Consider the following 16,463-nt stretch of genomic DNA (forward strand, 5'->3'; position numbering starts at 1 on the left):
AATTTATCATAAAATGTCGTCATCGCGAAATATAGGTTTGCAGAGTTTCTTTTTATCTCTTTTTGTATTTTTTGGTATCTGTATATTTTATTATATAGTTAGTATTTCAAAAACAGATGGACAATATGTATATCCTCTTGACGACGCTTATATTCATCTCGCTATCGCTAGGAATTTTGCTTTACATGATGTATGGGGAATTACAAGGTATGGGTTTTCCTCTACTTCTTCCTCTCCGTTGTTTACTTTTATGATCAGTTTTTTAATCCAAGTATTCGGTAATCATGATCAGATCCCTCTGTATTTTAATATAACCTTCGCGTTAGGAATTCTTTATTTCCTTTCCATGTATTATGGAGAAACTTTCAGGAATGTAAAAAATACTGTTTTAGCAACGTTGGTTACTTTGTTTTTTGCTGTTTTGCATTTGCAGGTACTCTCCGGTATGGAACATGTTTTTCAGGTATTTCTTTTTATCGTCAATATGTATTCCTTCAGCAATTGGAATAAGAGCAGGATGGCAGTTCCGGCATTTTATCTTTCCCTTATATTGATGGGGCTGGTCCGCTTCGAAAGTATGTTTTATTTTGTGATCCTCGCTGGTGTTCTTATTACGGTTAAAAAATGGAAAAATGCCTTAGGTGTTTTAATTGCAGGTTTTGTCCCTGTATTACTATTCTGTTATTTCAATTATCAGCAGGATGGTTATTTTTTTCCCAATTCAGTTGTGGTAAAAGGAACTCAATTGACTTTAGGACCTGAAATGTTTATGCGGCTTAAAACGATCTTTCTTGATCATTTATTCCTTAATAAAAGCTTTTATAAAATAGGTATTTTTCCAATTTTAATAAGTATTGTTTTCATATGCAGAGATACTATCAGGAATAAATCTTTAAAAGAAATGATTATAAAGGACTTTTTCCTAATTGTTTTTTCTCTCTTAATGATTTGCCATGCCATGTTTGCTGATCTTAAAGGGATGTTCAGATACGAAGCCTATATATTGATAGGGTTTTGTATGGCAATTATTCCTAGAATATCTGCTCTGTTTTCTAACTATAAAAGTTACATCAAAGGAGAAAAACTTATTACTATCCTGGTAATTATGAATATCCTGCTTCTTTTTTATAAAAGTTGGTTCGCAGATCGTATTCTTGAGAATGGCGGAAAAAATATTTATGAACAACAAATACAATCTGCAAGATTTTTACATACCTATTATAATACATCTAAAGTGGTAGCGAACGATATTGGTGCTATAAGTTACTATACAGATATCCATTTGCTGGATATTGTGGGGCTTGGATCTGTAGAAATGATTCCTTTTACCGCTGATAAAAGAAATTTAGATGAGGAATTTGAGAATTTTCTAATTCAATATACTACTAATAACAAATATGAAATCGCAGTAATATATGATGAATGGTTTCAGGGTCATATTCCACGAAATTGGAAAAAAATTGCCGTTTTGAAGATTAAAAATATGATTGCTGTATCAAAAGATGAGGTTTCCATTTATGCGCTTGAACAAACTAACCCGGAGACATTAAGAAGAAATATCCGGGATTTTAAGTGGAATAAGAACGTTGAAGTTCGTATTGTGGACTAGTAGATGAAGAAAGCTTTTTATTAATTTCAGTTTCGTGATTTCTATTGCATACTGTTGTTATGATTAATTTTAAAAATGTATAACAATTAATTAATGTTACTCGATGATGTATTTTCCTAATTTTAGGACCAAAATTCTACAAATTATGAAAAAGACTATTTTACTTTTAGCGTTCCTTCTTTTTATTTTTTCATGTTCAGATAGAGATAAAGACAGGCAGGCGCCTACTGAAAAAAAATACGAAACCAAGAATATTGTTTTATTGGTTGTAGATGGTCCCCGTATTTCTGAGACCTGGGAAGAATCAACAAAAAAGAATATTCCTAATAGAGTGAGCCTTTTGAGTCAAGGAGTATTTATCAGTAATTTTAAAAACAATGGAACTACAAGCACCAACCCCGGGCATAGCGCCATGTGTTCTGGAGTATATGAAAATATTAAGAATGATGGGACAGAATTACCAGGCTTTCCGTCTGTAATGCAGCAATGGCTTAAATTCACAGGAGCAGATAAAACAAAAGCATGGGTTATTGCCTCTAAAGATAAACTGGAAGTTTTGAACGATTGTAAACTGGCAGATTGGAAAGGCAAATTCCAGCCAAGTGTAGATTGCGGAGTGAGCGGAAATGGATCTGGATATAGAGCGGATGCCGTTACGATGGCCAATACAAAAGAGATCATGAAAAAGTATAATCCTAATATGATTGTTATCAATCTTAAAGACGTAGATTCATATGGACATGATAATAAATATAATGAATACATTCAGGCAATAAAAACTACGGATGCTTCTATTAAGGATATTTGGAATTATATTCAGTCTCTGCCCGCTTATAAAGATAAGACCACACTAATTGTTTCTAATGATCATGGAAGACATCTGGACAGCAAAGGTGGATTTAGAAATCATGGTGATGATTGTGAAGGATGTAGACATATTGAGTTCTTTGCTCTTGGGCCGGATTTTAAAAAGAACACTACGATTAGTACCGGAAATTATGAGCAGATTGATATAGCAAGTACTATTGCCGAACTTTTAGGAGTTCCTTTACAGTACGCTAAAGGAAAAGTAATCAAAGAAGTATTCAAATAAATATTTTAGTTTCAAGTATATAAAAAATATATAACTACTTGTCAATTAAAAAAATATTACTATTTTTGCAGCTTAAAATAAAAAGCAATTAAATGCCTACTATTCAACAATTAGTAAGAAAAGGAAGAGCCACGCTTGCCAAGAAGAGCAAATCGGCTGCCCTTGATTCTTGTCCACAAAGACGAGGTGTATGTACGAGAGTATATACTACCACTCCTAAGAAACCTAACTCTGCACTTAGAAAAGTTGCAAGGGTAAGACTTTCAAACGGTAAAGAAGTCAACGCCTACATCCCGGGCGAAGGACATAATCTTCAAGAGCACTCGATAGTATTGGTAAGAGGCGGAAGGGTGAAAGACCTACCGGGAGTACGTTACCACATCGTAAGAGGTGCATTAGACACTGCAGGTGTAAATGGAAGAACACAGAGAAGATCTAAGTACGGAGCTAAGAGACCTAAACCAGGTCAGGCAGCTGCTGCACCAGCTAAAGGAAAGAAAAAATAATCATTAAATAAGGTACAAAACAATGAGAAAGACAAAAGCGAAAAAAAGACCGTTGTTACCAGATCCAAAATTTAATGATCAATTGGTAACTAGATTTGTAAATAACCTAATGCTAGACGGTAAAAAGTCTATCGCATTCAAAATTTTCTATGATGCATTAGACGTTGTAGAAATTAAAAAAGGAGAAACTGAAAAGACTTCTCTTGAGATCTGGAAAGATGCCCTTACTAACGTAATGCCTCACGTAGAAGTTCGTTCAAGAAGAGTAGGTGGTGCTAACTTCCAAATCCCAATGCCAATCAGAGCTGATAGAAAAATTTCTATGGCGATGAAATGGTTAATTAAATATTCTAAAGCTAGAAATGATAAGTCTATGGCTTTGAAATTAGCTAACGAAATTGTTGCTGCTTCTAGAGAAGAAGGTGCTGCTTATAAAAAGAAAAGTGACACTCATAAAATGGCGGAAGCTAACAAAGCTTTCTCACACTTTAAATTCTAATCTGAAATGGGAAGAGATCTTAAATTTACAAGAAATATTGGTATCGCTGCTCACATTGATGCAGGTAAGACTACCACTACAGAAAGGATTTTATTCTATACTGGTGTAAACCACAAAATTGGAGAGGTTCACGATGGTGCTTCTACAATGGACTGGATGGAGCAGGAAGCAGAAAGAGGTATTACCATTACTTCTGCTGCAACTACTTGTTCTTGGAACTTTCCAACAGATCAAGGAAAACCTGTAGCCGACACTAAACCTTACCACTTCAACATCATCGATACACCGGGACACGTTGACTTCACAGTAGAAGTAAACAGATCTTTGAGAGTATTGGATGGTTTGGTATTCTTATTCTCTGCAGTAGATGGAGTAGAGCCTCAGTCTGAAACAAACTGGAGACTTGCTGACAACTACAAAGTTGCTAGAATGGGATTCGTAAACAAAATGGACAGACAAGGTGCTGACTTCCTTAACGTTGTAAAACAAGTTAAAGAAATGTTAGGATCTAATGCAGTTCCAATCGTTTTACCAATCGGTGCTGAAGAAGACTTTAAAGGTGTTGTAGACTTAATTAAAAACAGAGCTATCATCTGGGATGAAGCAGGACAAGGAGCTACTTTTGAAGTAGTGCCAATTCCTGAAGACATGAAAGCTGAGGTTCACGAATATAGAGAGAAATTAGTTGAAGCTGTAGCTGACTATGATGAGACTTTGATGGAGAAATTCTTCGAAGATCCGGATTCAATCTCTGAAGAAGAAATCAACGAAGCTCTTAGAAAAGCTACTATTGATTTATCTATTATCCCAATGACTTGTGGTTCTTCATTCAAAAATAAAGGAGTACAGTTCATGTTGGATGCAGTATGTAAATACTTGCCTTCTCCATTGGATAAAGATGATATCAAAGGTACTGATCCAAGAACAGACGCTGAAATTACAAGAAAACCAGACGTAAATGAGCCTTTCGCGGCTTTAGCATTTAAGATTGCTACTGACCCATTCGTGGGAAGATTAGCATTCTTCAGAGCATACTCTGGAAGATTAGATGCAGGTTCTTATATCCTGAACACTCGTTCTGGAGATAAAGAAAGAATCTCAAGAATCTATCAGATGCACGCTAACAAGCAAAATCCTGTAGAATATATTGAAGCAGGAGATATTGGTGCAGCAGTAGGATTCAAATCTATCAAAACTGGTGATACAATGTGTGATGAGAAAAACCCAATCGTTCTTGAATCGATGGTTTTCCCTGATCCGGTAATCGGTATCGCTGTTGAGCCTAAAACTAAAGCGGACCAGGATAAAATGGGTAACGCATTAGCGAAATTGGCTGAAGAAGATCCAACGTTTACTGTTAGAACTGACGAAGCTTCTGGACAAACGATTATCTCTGGTATGGGTGAGCTTCACTTGGATATCATTGTAGATCGTATGAAGAGAGAGTTCAAAGTTGAGGTGAACCAAGGACAACCTCAGGTAGAGTACAAAGAAAACTTAACAAAAGTTGCCAGCCATAGAGAAGTTTACAAAAAACAATCAGGTGGTAAAGGTAAATTTGCTGATATTGTATTTGAACTAGGACCTGCTGACGAAGGTAAAGTTGGTTTAGAATTCATCAATGAGATCAAAGGTGGTAACGTTCCAAGAGAATTCGTTCCTGCAATTGAAAAAGGATTTAAAGCTGCAATGAAGAACGGTCCATTGGCTGGTTTCGAAGTTGAAGGTATTAAAGTTACTCTTAAAGATGGATCTTTCCACGCGGTGGATTCTGATGCTCTTTCTTTCGAATTAGCTGCTAAATTAGGATTTAAGGAAGCTGGTAAAGCTGCTAAGCCGGTAATTATGGAGCCTATTATGAAACTGGAAGTTGTAACTCCGGAAGAATATATGGGTAACATTATTGGTGACCTTAACAAGAGAAGAGGTACGATCAGTGGTCAGGAAGAAAAGAACGGTGCTGTTGTTATCAAAGGTTCTGTTCCACTTTCTGAAATGTTTGGATATGTAACAACTCTAAGAACACTTTCATCAGGAAGAGCTACATCTTCTATGGAATTAGAGAAATACGCTCAGACTCCACAAAACGTTGCTGAAGAAATCATTGCTAAAGCAAAAGGTTAATTTTTAAATTAAAGAAATGTCACAAAGAATCAGAATAAAACTAAAATCTTACGATTACAACTTGGTAGACAAGTCTGCTGAGAAAATCGTAAAAACGGTAAAGGCTACCGGGGCTGTTGTAAACGGACCTATTCCATTACCAACTAACAAGAGAATTTTCACGGTGTTGAGATCTCCACACGTTAACAAAAAAGCAAGAGAGCAGTTCCAATTATCAGCTCACAAGAGATTGATGGATATCTACTCTTCTTCTTCTAAAACTGTTGATGCTCTAATGAAATTAGAGTTACCAAGCGGTGTTGACGTAGAAATTAAAGTGTGATAATTGCATACTTTGCAATGATTATAGAATCCGCCTCTGTAAAAGGGGCGGATTTTTTTATGTATCAATAAGAAAGATTTCAATGGTATTTGGATGAGGAACCGTAAGAAGTAGAGGAGTCTGTTGAGAACGATTGACCTTTTTTTTATTTGGTAAATATTGAACTTTATGTTTGTAGAATTTTTTGCGAATTAAACTGAGAGGTAATAAAATTACAAAGAGTAATTCTTTGCAATGACATATATCACCAGTATTAATTTATTTAGAATTAATAAAAATAATATTTTTGCAAAAAATAAAAGATGAAAAGAACAGTATCTATTTATTTAGCATTGCTAGGGATTGGTTTAGCAAATGGTCAGAAGGTAAAAGATTCTTTAAAAAACGGAAATATTGATGAAGTGGTTATAACCGGATCAGGATATGCACAAAAAATTAAAGATACTCCAGCTACTATTTCTGTGATTACACAGGCAGATCTAAAAAAGAGGGCATATCGGGATATAACAGATGCTTTACAGGATGTTCCCGGAGTTTTTATTACGGGAGGAGGAAGTACCAGTGATTTCTCAATAAGAGGGGCTGAATCCGGGCAGACATTAGTCTTAATTGATGGGAAGAGAATTAATACAAGGGAGACAAGACCAAATTCTGATGGTCCCGGAATTGAACAAGGATGGATGCCTCCATTGGAGACTATTGAAAGAATTGAAGTAGTAAAAGGACCGATGTCCTCACTATATGGTTCTGATGCAATGGGAGGAGTGATCAATATCATTACTAAGAAGCTTACAGATAGCTGGAAAGGGTCAATAGCGACCAGTTTGATACAGCAAGTTCATAAAGAATCTGGTAATACTTATCAAATAGATGGATATACTGCTGGATCTTTAATCAAAAACCTTCTTCAACTAAAAGTTACAGGAAGTTATTCGGATAGAAATGAAGATAAATTTGTTGGAGGATTTACTGAACGTATTATTAAAGCTTTTGGAACAGAACTTAGTCTTACTCCTGACACGAAGAACACGTTTAAGCTAAATTATGATTTTAATCGTCAAGAAAGAAATCAGAATGCAGGGTATTCATTAGCTGCTAATGCAAAAAGTTCCAGTAATAATTATGAAAGAAATGTATTGTCATTAAGCCATAAGGGTGACTATTCTAATTTTCATACGAATTCCTATCTGCAATATGACAATACCAATAACCCTAACAGGGATATGAGGTATGAGACTTTTGTCGCTTATAGCCTTAACAATTTCAATATAAAGGAACATGTCATCAGTTTCGGTGCTGAATATAGATATGAAAGATTGAATGATTTTGGAAATAAACTTAAATCAGAAAATGATGTAGTGGATCAATTAACCCGTTGGAACTGGTCCGCTTTTGCTGAAGGAAACTGGAAATTGATTCAAAGGCTTCATTTAGTTACAGGAGCACGTTTGGATAATGATCAGAATTATGGATCCAATTTTACTCCGAGAGGCTACCTGGTATGGAGTATCAATAAAAACTTCACTGCCAAGGGTGGGGCTTCTTGGGGGTACAAGGCACCATGTTTGCGAGCTGTAAATCCAGCTTGGGGACAAGTAACCGGTGGAGGATCTCAGGATGGGGTAATTATAGGAAATAAAGACTTACAACCAGAGAAAAGTTTTAATCAGGAAGCAACTATAATGTTTGAAGATAACAAGAAAGTTATTAGTCTGAGTGTAACAGGTTTTAATACTGATTTCAAAAATAAATTGGTAGAAGTAAGAAAGTGTAATAATACTGAGGAATGTGCACAATTTGAAAGTCTATACAATCATGTTTATGATTTTATTTCAACAAGGGAAAATCTGGGTAAAGCTAAAAGTATAGGAATGGAAGCTAATCTTGGAATCAACTTGACAAAAGATCTTACCTTAAAAACCAACTATACCTATACAGACACCAAAATTAAATCCAATGAAGTTCCTTCGCTTTACAATAAAGCATATGCAAGAATACCAAAGCATATGGTAAATGCAAACTTAGCTTGGAAAGCAAATTATAGCCTCGAGTTTTGGTCAAGAATGAACTACAGAAGTGAAAGTCAGCCGGGAGTATCCAGAGGAAGAGCACAGGAATTTCCAATACCATCTTATTTTTTACTGGATTTAGGAGCGGTATATCGACTCAATAAAAATGTTCGCTTTACTTTTGGTGTTTATAATCTATTGGATAAAAATATCCGCAATGATAACTCCGATCCGGCTAATAACTTTGGCTTCAGGATCGACGGAATCAGATATCAATTTGGAGCAAATTACTTTTTCTAAAGTGCTTTGTAGTTATTTTGTTTAAAGAACAATATTATTTAATACTTTTATTCTTTAAAATAATAATCACTATGAGTCATAAGGATAATAATTTTTTTGAAAAATTTTCAGATTGGGCAACCAAATTTACAGGAAGTTCCCATGCTTTTATTGGAGCTACTGCTATTGTTGTAATCTGGGCCCTTTCCGGACCTGTATTTCATTATTCTGAAACCTGGCAGCTGGTGATCAATACAGGAACGACGATTATTACTTTTTTGATGGTATTTCTTATTCAGAAATCCCAGAATAAAGATTCTAAAGCTATACAGATTAAACTAAATGAGCTGATCGCAGCCCATGAAAAAGCGAGTAACCGGATTGTGGATATAGAAGACTTATCCGAAAAAGAATTGGATCAGCTGCATACCTATTATGAGAAATTAGCTGATTTTGCTCAAGATGATGTGGATATCCATACTTCCCATTCTATTGATGCGGCTAAAAGAAATCAAAGCTTCAAACATGATCTGTTTAAAAAGAAGCATGAGGAATGGTTGGAAAAACAAAAAAAGGAATCATTATGATTCCTTTTTTTATTTCAGACCGAAAGCTATTGCTCCTATTTCATGAAGTAACTAAAATAAGAACAGCTTCCCATTAGATTTTTGGTAGTTTCCGTATCAGAATACTGGGTTTTTAATAAAGCAAAATAGGTTCGGAACTTTTCATTCTTTATATTGTCCAGTTGCTTTTGATAGGCATCGCTTTTCTCAGAATATTGAGGATCGGAGTAGCTTATCTTTGATGGATTTTTTGCTTCGTATTGATAGTATTTTCCTTGCTCTGCACTAGCCATCTGGAATAAGATTCTCGCTTTTTCTTCCTTATTCCCTGAAAGGGCCAGTGCTTTTTTATAATAATTGATAGCCAGATCAAAATTATCCGGTTCAATGTAAGATCTGTCAAGGAAATTTTTATAATAATATTGATATGGTGTTTTCTTATCTGTATTCCAGAAATCATATTTGCCACCATTACTATTATTTACATCCATTACGAACAGCTGTCGGTAATAACCAAGAATAGAAGTATTATACAATAAATTACCAATAAGCTGGCTCGCTTTAGCAGCTTTTTCATCTTTTCCGTTACCAATTTTCTTAAGCTCTATAGCAGCATCTGCTAATTCAAGCTTATTCATCATGGTCTTTATGAAAGGAAATTGAGTGTAGTCTTCGTTTTCCATGCTGGTGGCTGCATCACTTTCGAAGCTTTCCCATACATTATGGCCAAAAACATAATCCGGGATATTTCTGAAACCATTGTATTCGTCTTTAGCATATTGATGAGGAACTTTTGGTTGTTCACTGGAAACCCAGTCATAATTGATCCTAGGAATTCCTACAAAGTCCTGCGCTTTCTGATAATATGATTTTGCTTTTTCAAAATCGGCAACTCTCATCGCCCGGTCGCCATAAATTACACTGAAGAATGCCTCAATATTTCCTACATCGTCCATGTTTTTGGCAATGATCTGCTGTTCGAATTGATTTTTATTAGGCTTCCTGTAAAAGTCCTCTACACTTTTAACCAAACTTGAATTAGGATTATATTGGAGATCAGAAAGCTTATTACTCATTAGGAATGATTTCCCATCCTCTCCCTGAAGGAAATATCGATTCGCTAAAACGTCCTTAAGGAATGAGGCAGTAGATGGAACAGGACCGTAATAATTGTCATAATCGGAATTTGTACTGTCTGTCTTCACTTCTTTTTCGATGAAATATTCCGGATAATCTTTCATTAGATGATCTTCGTAATCGGAAGTAATCTTCGGTTGGGAAACAATATCATTTAAGACCTTCATCCTTTTGATCTCTTCAAGATATTCAGGATTGGTTGTTTTAATATCTTCCAGAATTTCAGTACTTGCTTTGTAGTCTTTTTTTAAGAATTTAAGGTATGCATCTGCAATCTGCCAATATTCATCCTTAGATTTCTCTTTGGTTTTTGAGGTAAATTTTTCAAGATCATTAAGATAATCTATCTGCTTGCTATCTCCATACCAAAAACTTTGATTTTTTGTGTGGATAGGAATTCGATTAGGATTATCTAATAGCTCATCATCACTTTGATCTGCTTTTCCATCAGCTGTCTTATCCGATTTAGACCCTCCGAACAGGTTTTTAAAGAACCGGATAATCTTCTGCCAGAATGAAAGTTTTTTTTCTTTTACTTCCGGAGATTCTTTTTTCTGAGAATCAGCAGATGTACTTGAGTTTTCTTTTTGAACGGTTGCGTTATCTGTGTCGTCAGAATAATAATAAGTAGGAAGATAAGCTCTTTCCAGTTCATTGATACTTCTTACCGCCATTACTTTCAGAATTTCCGAATTAGGATCAATATCGTACATCTTCTCCATTATAGGAATAGGATTGGTGAAATCTTCATATCCCAAAAGAAAATAAGCCATATTCTTTTCATTCGGAGTACCTGCTCTTTTTAAAATGTTATTAAAAGATGCGGTATCAGAAAGTTTCATAGAAACAAAAGCAGACTCTTTACGGCTATCACTATTCATGAAAACCTGAAAGAAGTTCCAGTTGGCATCACTGTTCATCTTCATACCTCTTTGTGCGCCGGCTAATTGGTCAAGGGCCATAAAGTAAGGAACTCCTTTTAACTTGATCGGCTCAATATAGGTTCTGAAAGCCTGAAGTGCAGCGTCATAATTTCTGGTATAATGATTGAAACGGACCAGTTGGTAACCGTATCGCTGTTTTATCTCAGGATTTTTTGCAGCATTATATAAAGAGGTTAATGCTGAAATAGTTTTGTTATAATCAAGGTTGGTTGCATTTTTATCACTTTGAGGGCCGTTGTAAAAATAAGAGTCAGGATTTTCAATAAAATTGATTCTCATATAGGGCTCAAGATATTTGGCTTCAATTAAGTAATCAATTCCCTCGCGATATTTCTGATAGAAACCTGTTCCCAGTTTTTTCAATAGTTGATTACCCGGATTTCCTTTTTTGAGCTCATTAAGCTCATTAAGGCTTATATTATTTACCAGATAATTGGTTTCCTGATAGCTCAGCTGATTGCCAAAGAATTTCCTCCATGCCCCAATATTTTCATCCGGAATCTGACCTGGTTTAAAGTCAGTATAAAATCTTGTTGAGTAACTGTGCAGAAATGGCAGATATGATTTATCCTTGATAATACTTTGGGTAAAAAGATTAAAATACTCATAGTCCGGATCTGACCAGGCGCAAGCTTCTGATTTTGTATAAAAAAGTGAAAAGACTGCAATTGTGAGAATATACTTTTTCATGGGTATGTAGTATTTTTTTACGTTGTGTTTTATTGTATTCTATGATGTTAAAAATCACTCTGGAATTTAGACATCAGTTTGAAATTTTGGTTCATAACAAATTTAGTATCTAATTGATAATAAACGATATTAAACAACGGTATTTTTTTATCTAAAAAAGCAATGACATCTCTGAGCTGGTCGTTTGTAATTTCTTCAACTTTTATGGTAAATCCTTTATTCAGGTAATTTCCAAAGTAAAATCCATCTTTTTGAATTTCAATTTCATGATCTGAAATCTTTTTAAAATTAGGATTTTTCAGGTCATTTTGTGATAAAGCATTGATGAGCTTGTGTCTTCCTAAATGATTGGTAACAATTCCCCACGAGTAAATAGGTAAAGCCACTTCAATTTCCTTGATTGGATAATCTTCCAATTTTGAAAGATAGCTTTTAAGGATATTAACATCCAGAATTGAATTCTTATCAGATGTTTCCAAAGGAGAAGAGGTGGAGTAGCACATCAGGAATACTTTTTTTACAGGAGGGATTCCCATTATTGCTTTATCTTTTACCTGATGAAGCCGAAGCGTACAGTCAATGTCTTTCCCGGAAATTTTGTGAAGTTCTTTTAAAAACGCGAAATAATCGTCACGTGTTCCGGCTGTCCAGTCACAATCAATCTGAATTTCATGATTGGTCTTCAGCTTATATTCTTTACTCTTTTTGTCAATTAAATGATGTATGCTTTCTGCAAGGAAGTGTATTTCCTCCCCTGAAATATTAACAAAAGTCTGGTTGGTGATAAATACGGTAGGGACAATTTGTTTGTCTGTCTCGAAACTTTCGTCTTTGGTGATGACGGCTAAAGGCTGAAATCTACCGTTTACTTTATTGATGTCAAAGAACCTTGTGTAAAGAATCGGGACGGTTGTTTTATCTAATGCTTTTTTCTCTTCATTGTCTAAAGACAATTTTGTTTTCCAGTAATAAAACGTGTACGGATGTTTCTCTCTTTCGCTGCATGAAACAAGCAAAATAAGAATGACTAAAAACTTAATTATTTTCATTATTGGTAAAAAGCGCTTTCACAGGTACAACTTTCTTTATCATTTTCCATCGCAGAACAGCAATCCTCAGATTTCTGGATATTTCCCTTTTCATCAGTAAGGTATATTTTTTCTTTATCAAACTTTACATAGAAAGTTTCATTGTACTTTTTGAACTGGACCTTCATGACCTGAGGGGTGTATTTCCCTGCATTTATTTCTTCACTGGTTTCTTCTCCGCTAGCCTGATTTACCTGTACATAGCCAAAATAAACATCGCCGTTCTTTTTTACATCAAGATAATAGGCTGGTGTGCCGGTTCCGCTATATCCTTCTATTATATTGAAAGATCTTTTTCCAGTAAACGGAACTTTAGATTGTGAAAAGGAAAGGGTTGCGATGCAGAGGATAAGCACGCAGAATATCTTTTTCATTTTTTTGATCAAATGTAAAAAGATTTATGCAAGAATTACACCGTAAAAACACGGTATTTACTTTGTCTTAAGGATATCAATGATATATGTAAAAAAGCCCATTCCGGTTGTGACCGGAATGGACCTCTTATTATGTTGATTTTTTTAAAATACGGTTGCTGCCAGCTGAATCCTTGCATATTTATTTGATGGATTCCACATGGCCATCATTGATACGGGAAGGGTATAATGTTCCGTTATCTTTAAAGCTTTGCTGACTTTGATACCTACATTTACGATATCAAAACTGTTTTTTCCATTACCATATAAAAATGTGCTGTCATTGAAGGCAAAGCCTCCACCAACAAATGCATCCAGATTTACTTTTTGATGGGCAATAACAGGATAGCTTACCTGAACATACGTGGAATATTTATTCTTTTTATAGCTCCCGTCCGGTTTCAAAACAACTTCTCCCGCATTAGCGCCTCCATAAAGCATGATGTCTGCTTCAATGTTTAAAGGGAACGAAGGACCGAAGGTGTAATTTGTTCTCAGATCAATAATATGGGCGGTTCTTCTGTTTGAATAATTAAAGATATCATCCGAAGCTACTGCAGTATTGATGTTTCTGGAGTTAAATAAGTCCCATAACCCAATATAAAGCCGTCCGTCAGAATACTGAACATAATAATTGATCTCTTTATAATGCGTGCCATCCTTGTCGTCGGTTAAAGCGGATGCTCCCCATATTCCCACTTTCCATTTTTTTTCTTTATCCAAAGCGTAAGAAAGGTTTCCCATTACCACGGGCTTATCTGTAATAATCAAGCCTCTCCACAAGTGGTTATTCTGGATATTAGCAGTGAAATCCAGGCGACCGTCATCCTTGACTTCTGTGTCCTCCTGGGCAAAGAGACTCCCTGTACCTAAAATAATCAGGCATATAAAAAGTAGTTTTTTCATACTGTAAACTTTCTTTGATTAACTTAAAGCGAGATGCAATAAAGCCGCAAGGGTTGCTCCTAGCACTGGTCCTGCAATAGGAATCCATGCATATCCCCAATCACTGCTTCCTTTTACCGGAAGAATAGCGTGCATAATCCTTGGTCCAAGGTCACGGGCAGGATTAATGGCATAACCTGTAGTTCCTCCTAATGATAAGCCAATAGCCCAAACAAGTAAGGTAACAGGTAGAGCACCAACAGTCCCCAGTCCGATCTTAGCGGTCGGATCATTACCCAAAGTGAGGCTTGGATCGGCAAAATGGAAGATCACAAAAACAAGCACGAACGTTCCTATAATTTCACTGATAAGATTCGAAACCGGCTTTCTTATTGCCGGACCTGTGCTGAAACATGCTAATTTTGCCCCTTCATCTTCGGTAATGGCAAAGTGATCCTTATTAAATAGCCAGACAAGAAAAGCACCTAACATGGCGCCAATCATTTCTCCGGCGATATATGTGGGAACCAGATCCCATGAAAATTTTCCCGCGATAGCCAGGCCTAACGTTACGGCAGGGTTCAGATGAGCGCCACTCACTGGCCCTGCAACCGTTACCCCAACGAAAACTGCAAGTGCCCAGGCTGTGGTAATTACAATCCAACCGGAATTGTTTCCTTTTGTATCCTTTAAAACAACATTGGCCACTACACCGTTTCCGAGTAGGATCATAAGCATTGTTCCGATGATTTCTGCTATAAATGGAGTCATAGTTTATTTTATTTAGTGGAAATTAATCTTCAATCCAATCTTGAGAACGCTTTACTGCTTTGTGCCAGAAGTGGATCATCTTGTCGGCTTTTTCTTTCTCAAGCTGAGGGTGGAAGTCTTTATCCACGATCCATTGAGATTGAATTTCGTCAATATTTTTCCAATAACCTACTGCAAGTCCGGCAAGATAGGCAGCACCCAGGGCTGTTGTTTCTAAAGTTCTTGGGCGTGTAATCTTGAAACCGAATAGATCAGACTGGATTTGCATTAGTAAGTCGCTATTGGAAGCACCACCATCAACTCTTAGCTCTAAACTACCAGTTCCGGAATCTGCCTCCATCGCTTTTACAATATCATATACCTGGAATGCTATACCTTCTAGAGTAGCTCTGGCAATATGTCCGTTAGTGGTTCCTCTTGTCACTCCAACAATAGTTCCCCTTGCATACTGATCCCAATATGGAGCTCCCAGACCTGTAAGTGCCGGTACAAAATAAACACCTCCATTATCTTCGACGGTTTTGGCCAGACTGTTAATTTCGTCAGCTGAGTTAATTAATTTGAGCCCGTCTCTTACCCATTGAATTGCAGCCCCTCCCACAAAAACACTGCCTTCCAGTGCATAATTAACTTCTCCGTTTATCTTCCATGCAACGGTTGTCAGCAAGTTGTTCTTAGAGTGAACGGCCTCTTTCCCTGTGTTCATCAAAAGAAAGCATCCTGTACCGTATGTATTTTTTACCATTCCCGGTGTTGTACACATTTGTCCGAACAAAGCTGCCTGCTGGTCTCCGGCAATACCTGCAATTGGGATTTTTGTTGAGAATAAAGTGGTAGCGGTTTCTCCATAAACTTCACTGCTTTGTTTTACTTCAGGAAGGATCGCTTTTGGAATATTAAATAACTTTAAAAGATCTTCATCCCATTCTAAAGATTGGATGTTTAGGAGCATTGTTCTGCTTGCGTTCGAAACATCTGTGATAAACATTTTTCCACGCGTTAGCTTCCATACCAGCCATGTATCAACAGTTCCAAAACACAATTTTCCTGCTTCTGCCTGCTCTCTTGCTCCATCTACATTATCAAGGATCCACTTTACTTTGGTTGCTGAAAAATAAGCATCAAGAACCAAACCTGTTTTTTCTTTGATCATGTCTGTATACCCTTGTTCTTTTAGCGAGTCACAGTATTTTGATGTTCTCCTGTCCTGCCATACGATAGCATTATAAACGGGTTCACCTGTTTCTCTGTCCCAAACGATCGTTGTTTCGCGCTGGTTTGTAATCCCTATCGCTGCAACCTCAAGCCCTGAGATACCTGCTTTAGCGATAACTTCTGCTGCTACCGATACCTGGGAAGACCAGATTTCATTAGGGTCATGCTCTACCCAACCCGGGGTAGGAAATATCTGTTCAAAACTTTTCTGAGAAACAAATTCTATTTCTCCGCTGTGATTGAATAAAATGGCTCTTGACGAAGTTGTGCCTTGGTCCAGAGCGAGAATTAACTTTTCACTCATGTTGTGACG

Annotated in this window: 14 protein-coding genes; 8 read left to right on the plus strand and 6 right to left on the minus strand. The window is 36.3% G+C overall.

The window, feature by feature from the left end; all coding sequences use genetic code 11:
* Positions 1-13: 13 nt before the first annotated feature.
* The 8 genes from PFY10_15490 to PFY10_15525 all read left to right on the plus strand — a co-directional run bounded on the left by PFY10_15490 (position 14) and on the right by PFY10_15525 (position 9,028).
* Positions 14-1,609, plus strand: coding sequence for a hypothetical protein (locus tag PFY10_15490; GenBank protein WBV55627.1), 1,596 nt, complete (start codon positions 14-16; stop codon positions 1,607-1,609).
* A gap of 145 nt (positions 1,610-1,754) precedes the next feature.
* Positions 1,755-2,702 (plus strand): sulfatase-like hydrolase/transferase, encoded by a 948-nt coding sequence (locus PFY10_15495; protein ID WBV55628.1) that lies wholly within the window; start codon positions 1,755-1,757, stop codon positions 2,700-2,702.
* A 92-nt stretch (positions 2,703-2,794) separates the two neighbouring features.
* Positions 2,795-3,208 (plus strand): 30S ribosomal protein S12, encoded by a 414-nt coding sequence (rpsL, locus tag PFY10_15500; GenBank protein WBV55629.1) that lies wholly within the window; start codon positions 2,795-2,797, stop codon positions 3,206-3,208.
* Positions 3,209-3,230: 22 nt separating this feature from the next.
* A complete protein-coding gene (rpsG, locus tag PFY10_15505) occupies positions 3,231-3,707 on the plus strand; it encodes a 30S ribosomal protein S7 (protein ID WBV55630.1) in 477 nt (158 codons plus the stop codon).
* Between the two features lie 6 nt (positions 3,708-3,713).
* Complete coding sequence (gene fusA, locus PFY10_15510) at positions 3,714-5,831, plus strand: elongation factor G (protein WBV55631.1); 2,118 nt, start codon at positions 3,714-3,716, stop codon at positions 5,829-5,831.
* 16 nt (positions 5,832-5,847) lie between these two features.
* Positions 5,848-6,153, plus strand: coding sequence for a 30S ribosomal protein S10 (rpsJ, locus tag PFY10_15515; protein ID WBV55632.1), 306 nt, complete (start codon positions 5,848-5,850; stop codon positions 6,151-6,153).
* A 302-nt stretch (positions 6,154-6,455) separates the two neighbouring features.
* A complete protein-coding gene (locus tag PFY10_15520) occupies positions 6,456-8,462 on the plus strand; it encodes a TonB-dependent receptor (protein WBV55633.1) in 2,007 nt (668 codons plus the stop codon).
* Positions 8,463-8,533: 71 nt separating this feature from the next.
* Complete coding sequence (locus PFY10_15525; protein ID WBV55634.1) at positions 8,534-9,028, plus strand: low affinity iron permease family protein; 495 nt, start codon at positions 8,534-8,536, stop codon at positions 9,026-9,028.
* Between the two features lie 35 nt (positions 9,029-9,063).
* On the opposite strand, the gene PFY10_15530 is transcribed toward PFY10_15525, so the two are convergent.
* The 6 genes from PFY10_15530 to glpK all read right to left on the minus strand — a co-directional run bounded on the left by PFY10_15530 (position 9,064) and on the right by glpK (position 16,454).
* Positions 9,064-11,778, minus strand: a complete 2,715-nt coding sequence (locus PFY10_15530) for a hypothetical protein (protein ID WBV55635.1) — start codon at positions 11,776-11,778, stop codon at positions 9,064-9,066.
* Positions 11,779-11,825: 47 nt separating this feature from the next.
* Positions 11,826-12,827 (minus strand): hypothetical protein, encoded by a 1,002-nt coding sequence (locus PFY10_15535; protein WBV55636.1) that lies wholly within the window; start codon positions 12,825-12,827, stop codon positions 11,826-11,828.
* On the minus strand, positions 12,827-13,240 hold the full coding sequence (locus PFY10_15540) for a hypothetical protein (protein WBV55637.1): 414 nt from the start codon (positions 13,238-13,240) through the stop codon (positions 12,827-12,829). The genes PFY10_15535 and PFY10_15540 overlap by 1 nt, the downstream gene beginning before the upstream one ends.
* 144 nt (positions 13,241-13,384) lie before the next feature.
* On the minus strand, positions 13,385-14,185 hold the full coding sequence (locus PFY10_15545) for a hypothetical protein (protein WBV55638.1): 801 nt from the start codon (positions 14,183-14,185) through the stop codon (positions 13,385-13,387).
* A gap of 18 nt (positions 14,186-14,203) precedes the next feature.
* Complete coding sequence (locus PFY10_15550; GenBank protein ID WBV55639.1) at positions 14,204-14,935, minus strand: aquaporin family protein; 732 nt, start codon at positions 14,933-14,935, stop codon at positions 14,204-14,206.
* Positions 14,936-14,957: 22 nt separating this feature from the next.
* Positions 14,958-16,454, minus strand: coding sequence for a glycerol kinase GlpK (gene glpK, locus PFY10_15555; protein ID WBV55640.1), 1,497 nt, complete (start codon positions 16,452-16,454; stop codon positions 14,958-14,960).
* Positions 16,455-16,463: the final 9 nt, after the last annotated feature.

This window comes from Chryseobacterium daecheongense (genome assembly GCA_027920525.1).
Taxonomy (GTDB): Bacteria; Bacteroidota; Bacteroidia; order Flavobacteriales; family Weeksellaceae; genus Chryseobacterium; species Chryseobacterium proteolyticum.

Bases quoted from the DNA above. Each gene is read 5' to 3' on its own strand.
- rpsJ (WBV55632.1), top strand. From the start codon at position 5,848: ATGTCACAAAGAATCAGAATAAAACTAAAATCTTACGATTACAACTTG.
- PFY10_15530 (WBV55635.1), bottom strand. From the start codon at position 11,778: ATGAAAAAGTATATTCTCACAATTGCAGTCTTTTCACTTTTTTATACA.
- PFY10_15545 (WBV55638.1), bottom strand. From the start codon at position 14,185: ATGAAAAAACTACTTTTTATATGCCTGATTATTTTAGGTACAGGGAGT.
- PFY10_15525 (WBV55634.1), top strand. From the start codon at position 8,534: ATGAGTCATAAGGATAATAATTTTTTTGAAAAATTTTCAGATTGGGCA.
- PFY10_15520 (WBV55633.1), top strand. From the start codon at position 6,456: ATGAAAAGAACAGTATCTATTTATTTAGCATTGCTAGGGATTGGTTTA.
- PFY10_15535 (WBV55636.1), bottom strand. From the start codon at position 12,827: ATGAAAATAATTAAGTTTTTAGTCATTCTTATTTTGCTTGTTTCATGC.
- rpsG (WBV55630.1), top strand. From the start codon at position 3,231: ATGAGAAAGACAAAAGCGAAAAAAAGACCGTTGTTACCAGATCCAAAA.
- PFY10_15495 (WBV55628.1), top strand. From the start codon at position 1,755: ATGAAAAAGACTATTTTACTTTTAGCGTTCCTTCTTTTTATTTTTTCA.
- PFY10_15490 (WBV55627.1), top strand. From the start codon at position 14: ATGTCGTCATCGCGAAATATAGGTTTGCAGAGTTTCTTTTTATCTCTT.
- PFY10_15540 (WBV55637.1), bottom strand. From the start codon at position 13,240: ATGAAAAAGATATTCTGCGTGCTTATCCTCTGCATCGCAACCCTTTCC.
- rpsL (WBV55629.1), top strand. From the start codon at position 2,795: ATGCCTACTATTCAACAATTAGTAAGAAAAGGAAGAGCCACGCTTGCC.
- PFY10_15550 (WBV55639.1), bottom strand. From the start codon at position 14,935: ATGACTCCATTTATAGCAGAAATCATCGGAACAATGCTTATGATCCTA.
- fusA (WBV55631.1), top strand. From the start codon at position 3,714: ATGGGAAGAGATCTTAAATTTACAAGAAATATTGGTATCGCTGCTCAC.
- glpK (WBV55640.1), bottom strand. From the start codon at position 16,454: ATGAGTGAAAAGTTAATTCTCGCTCTGGACCAAGGCACAACTTCGTCA.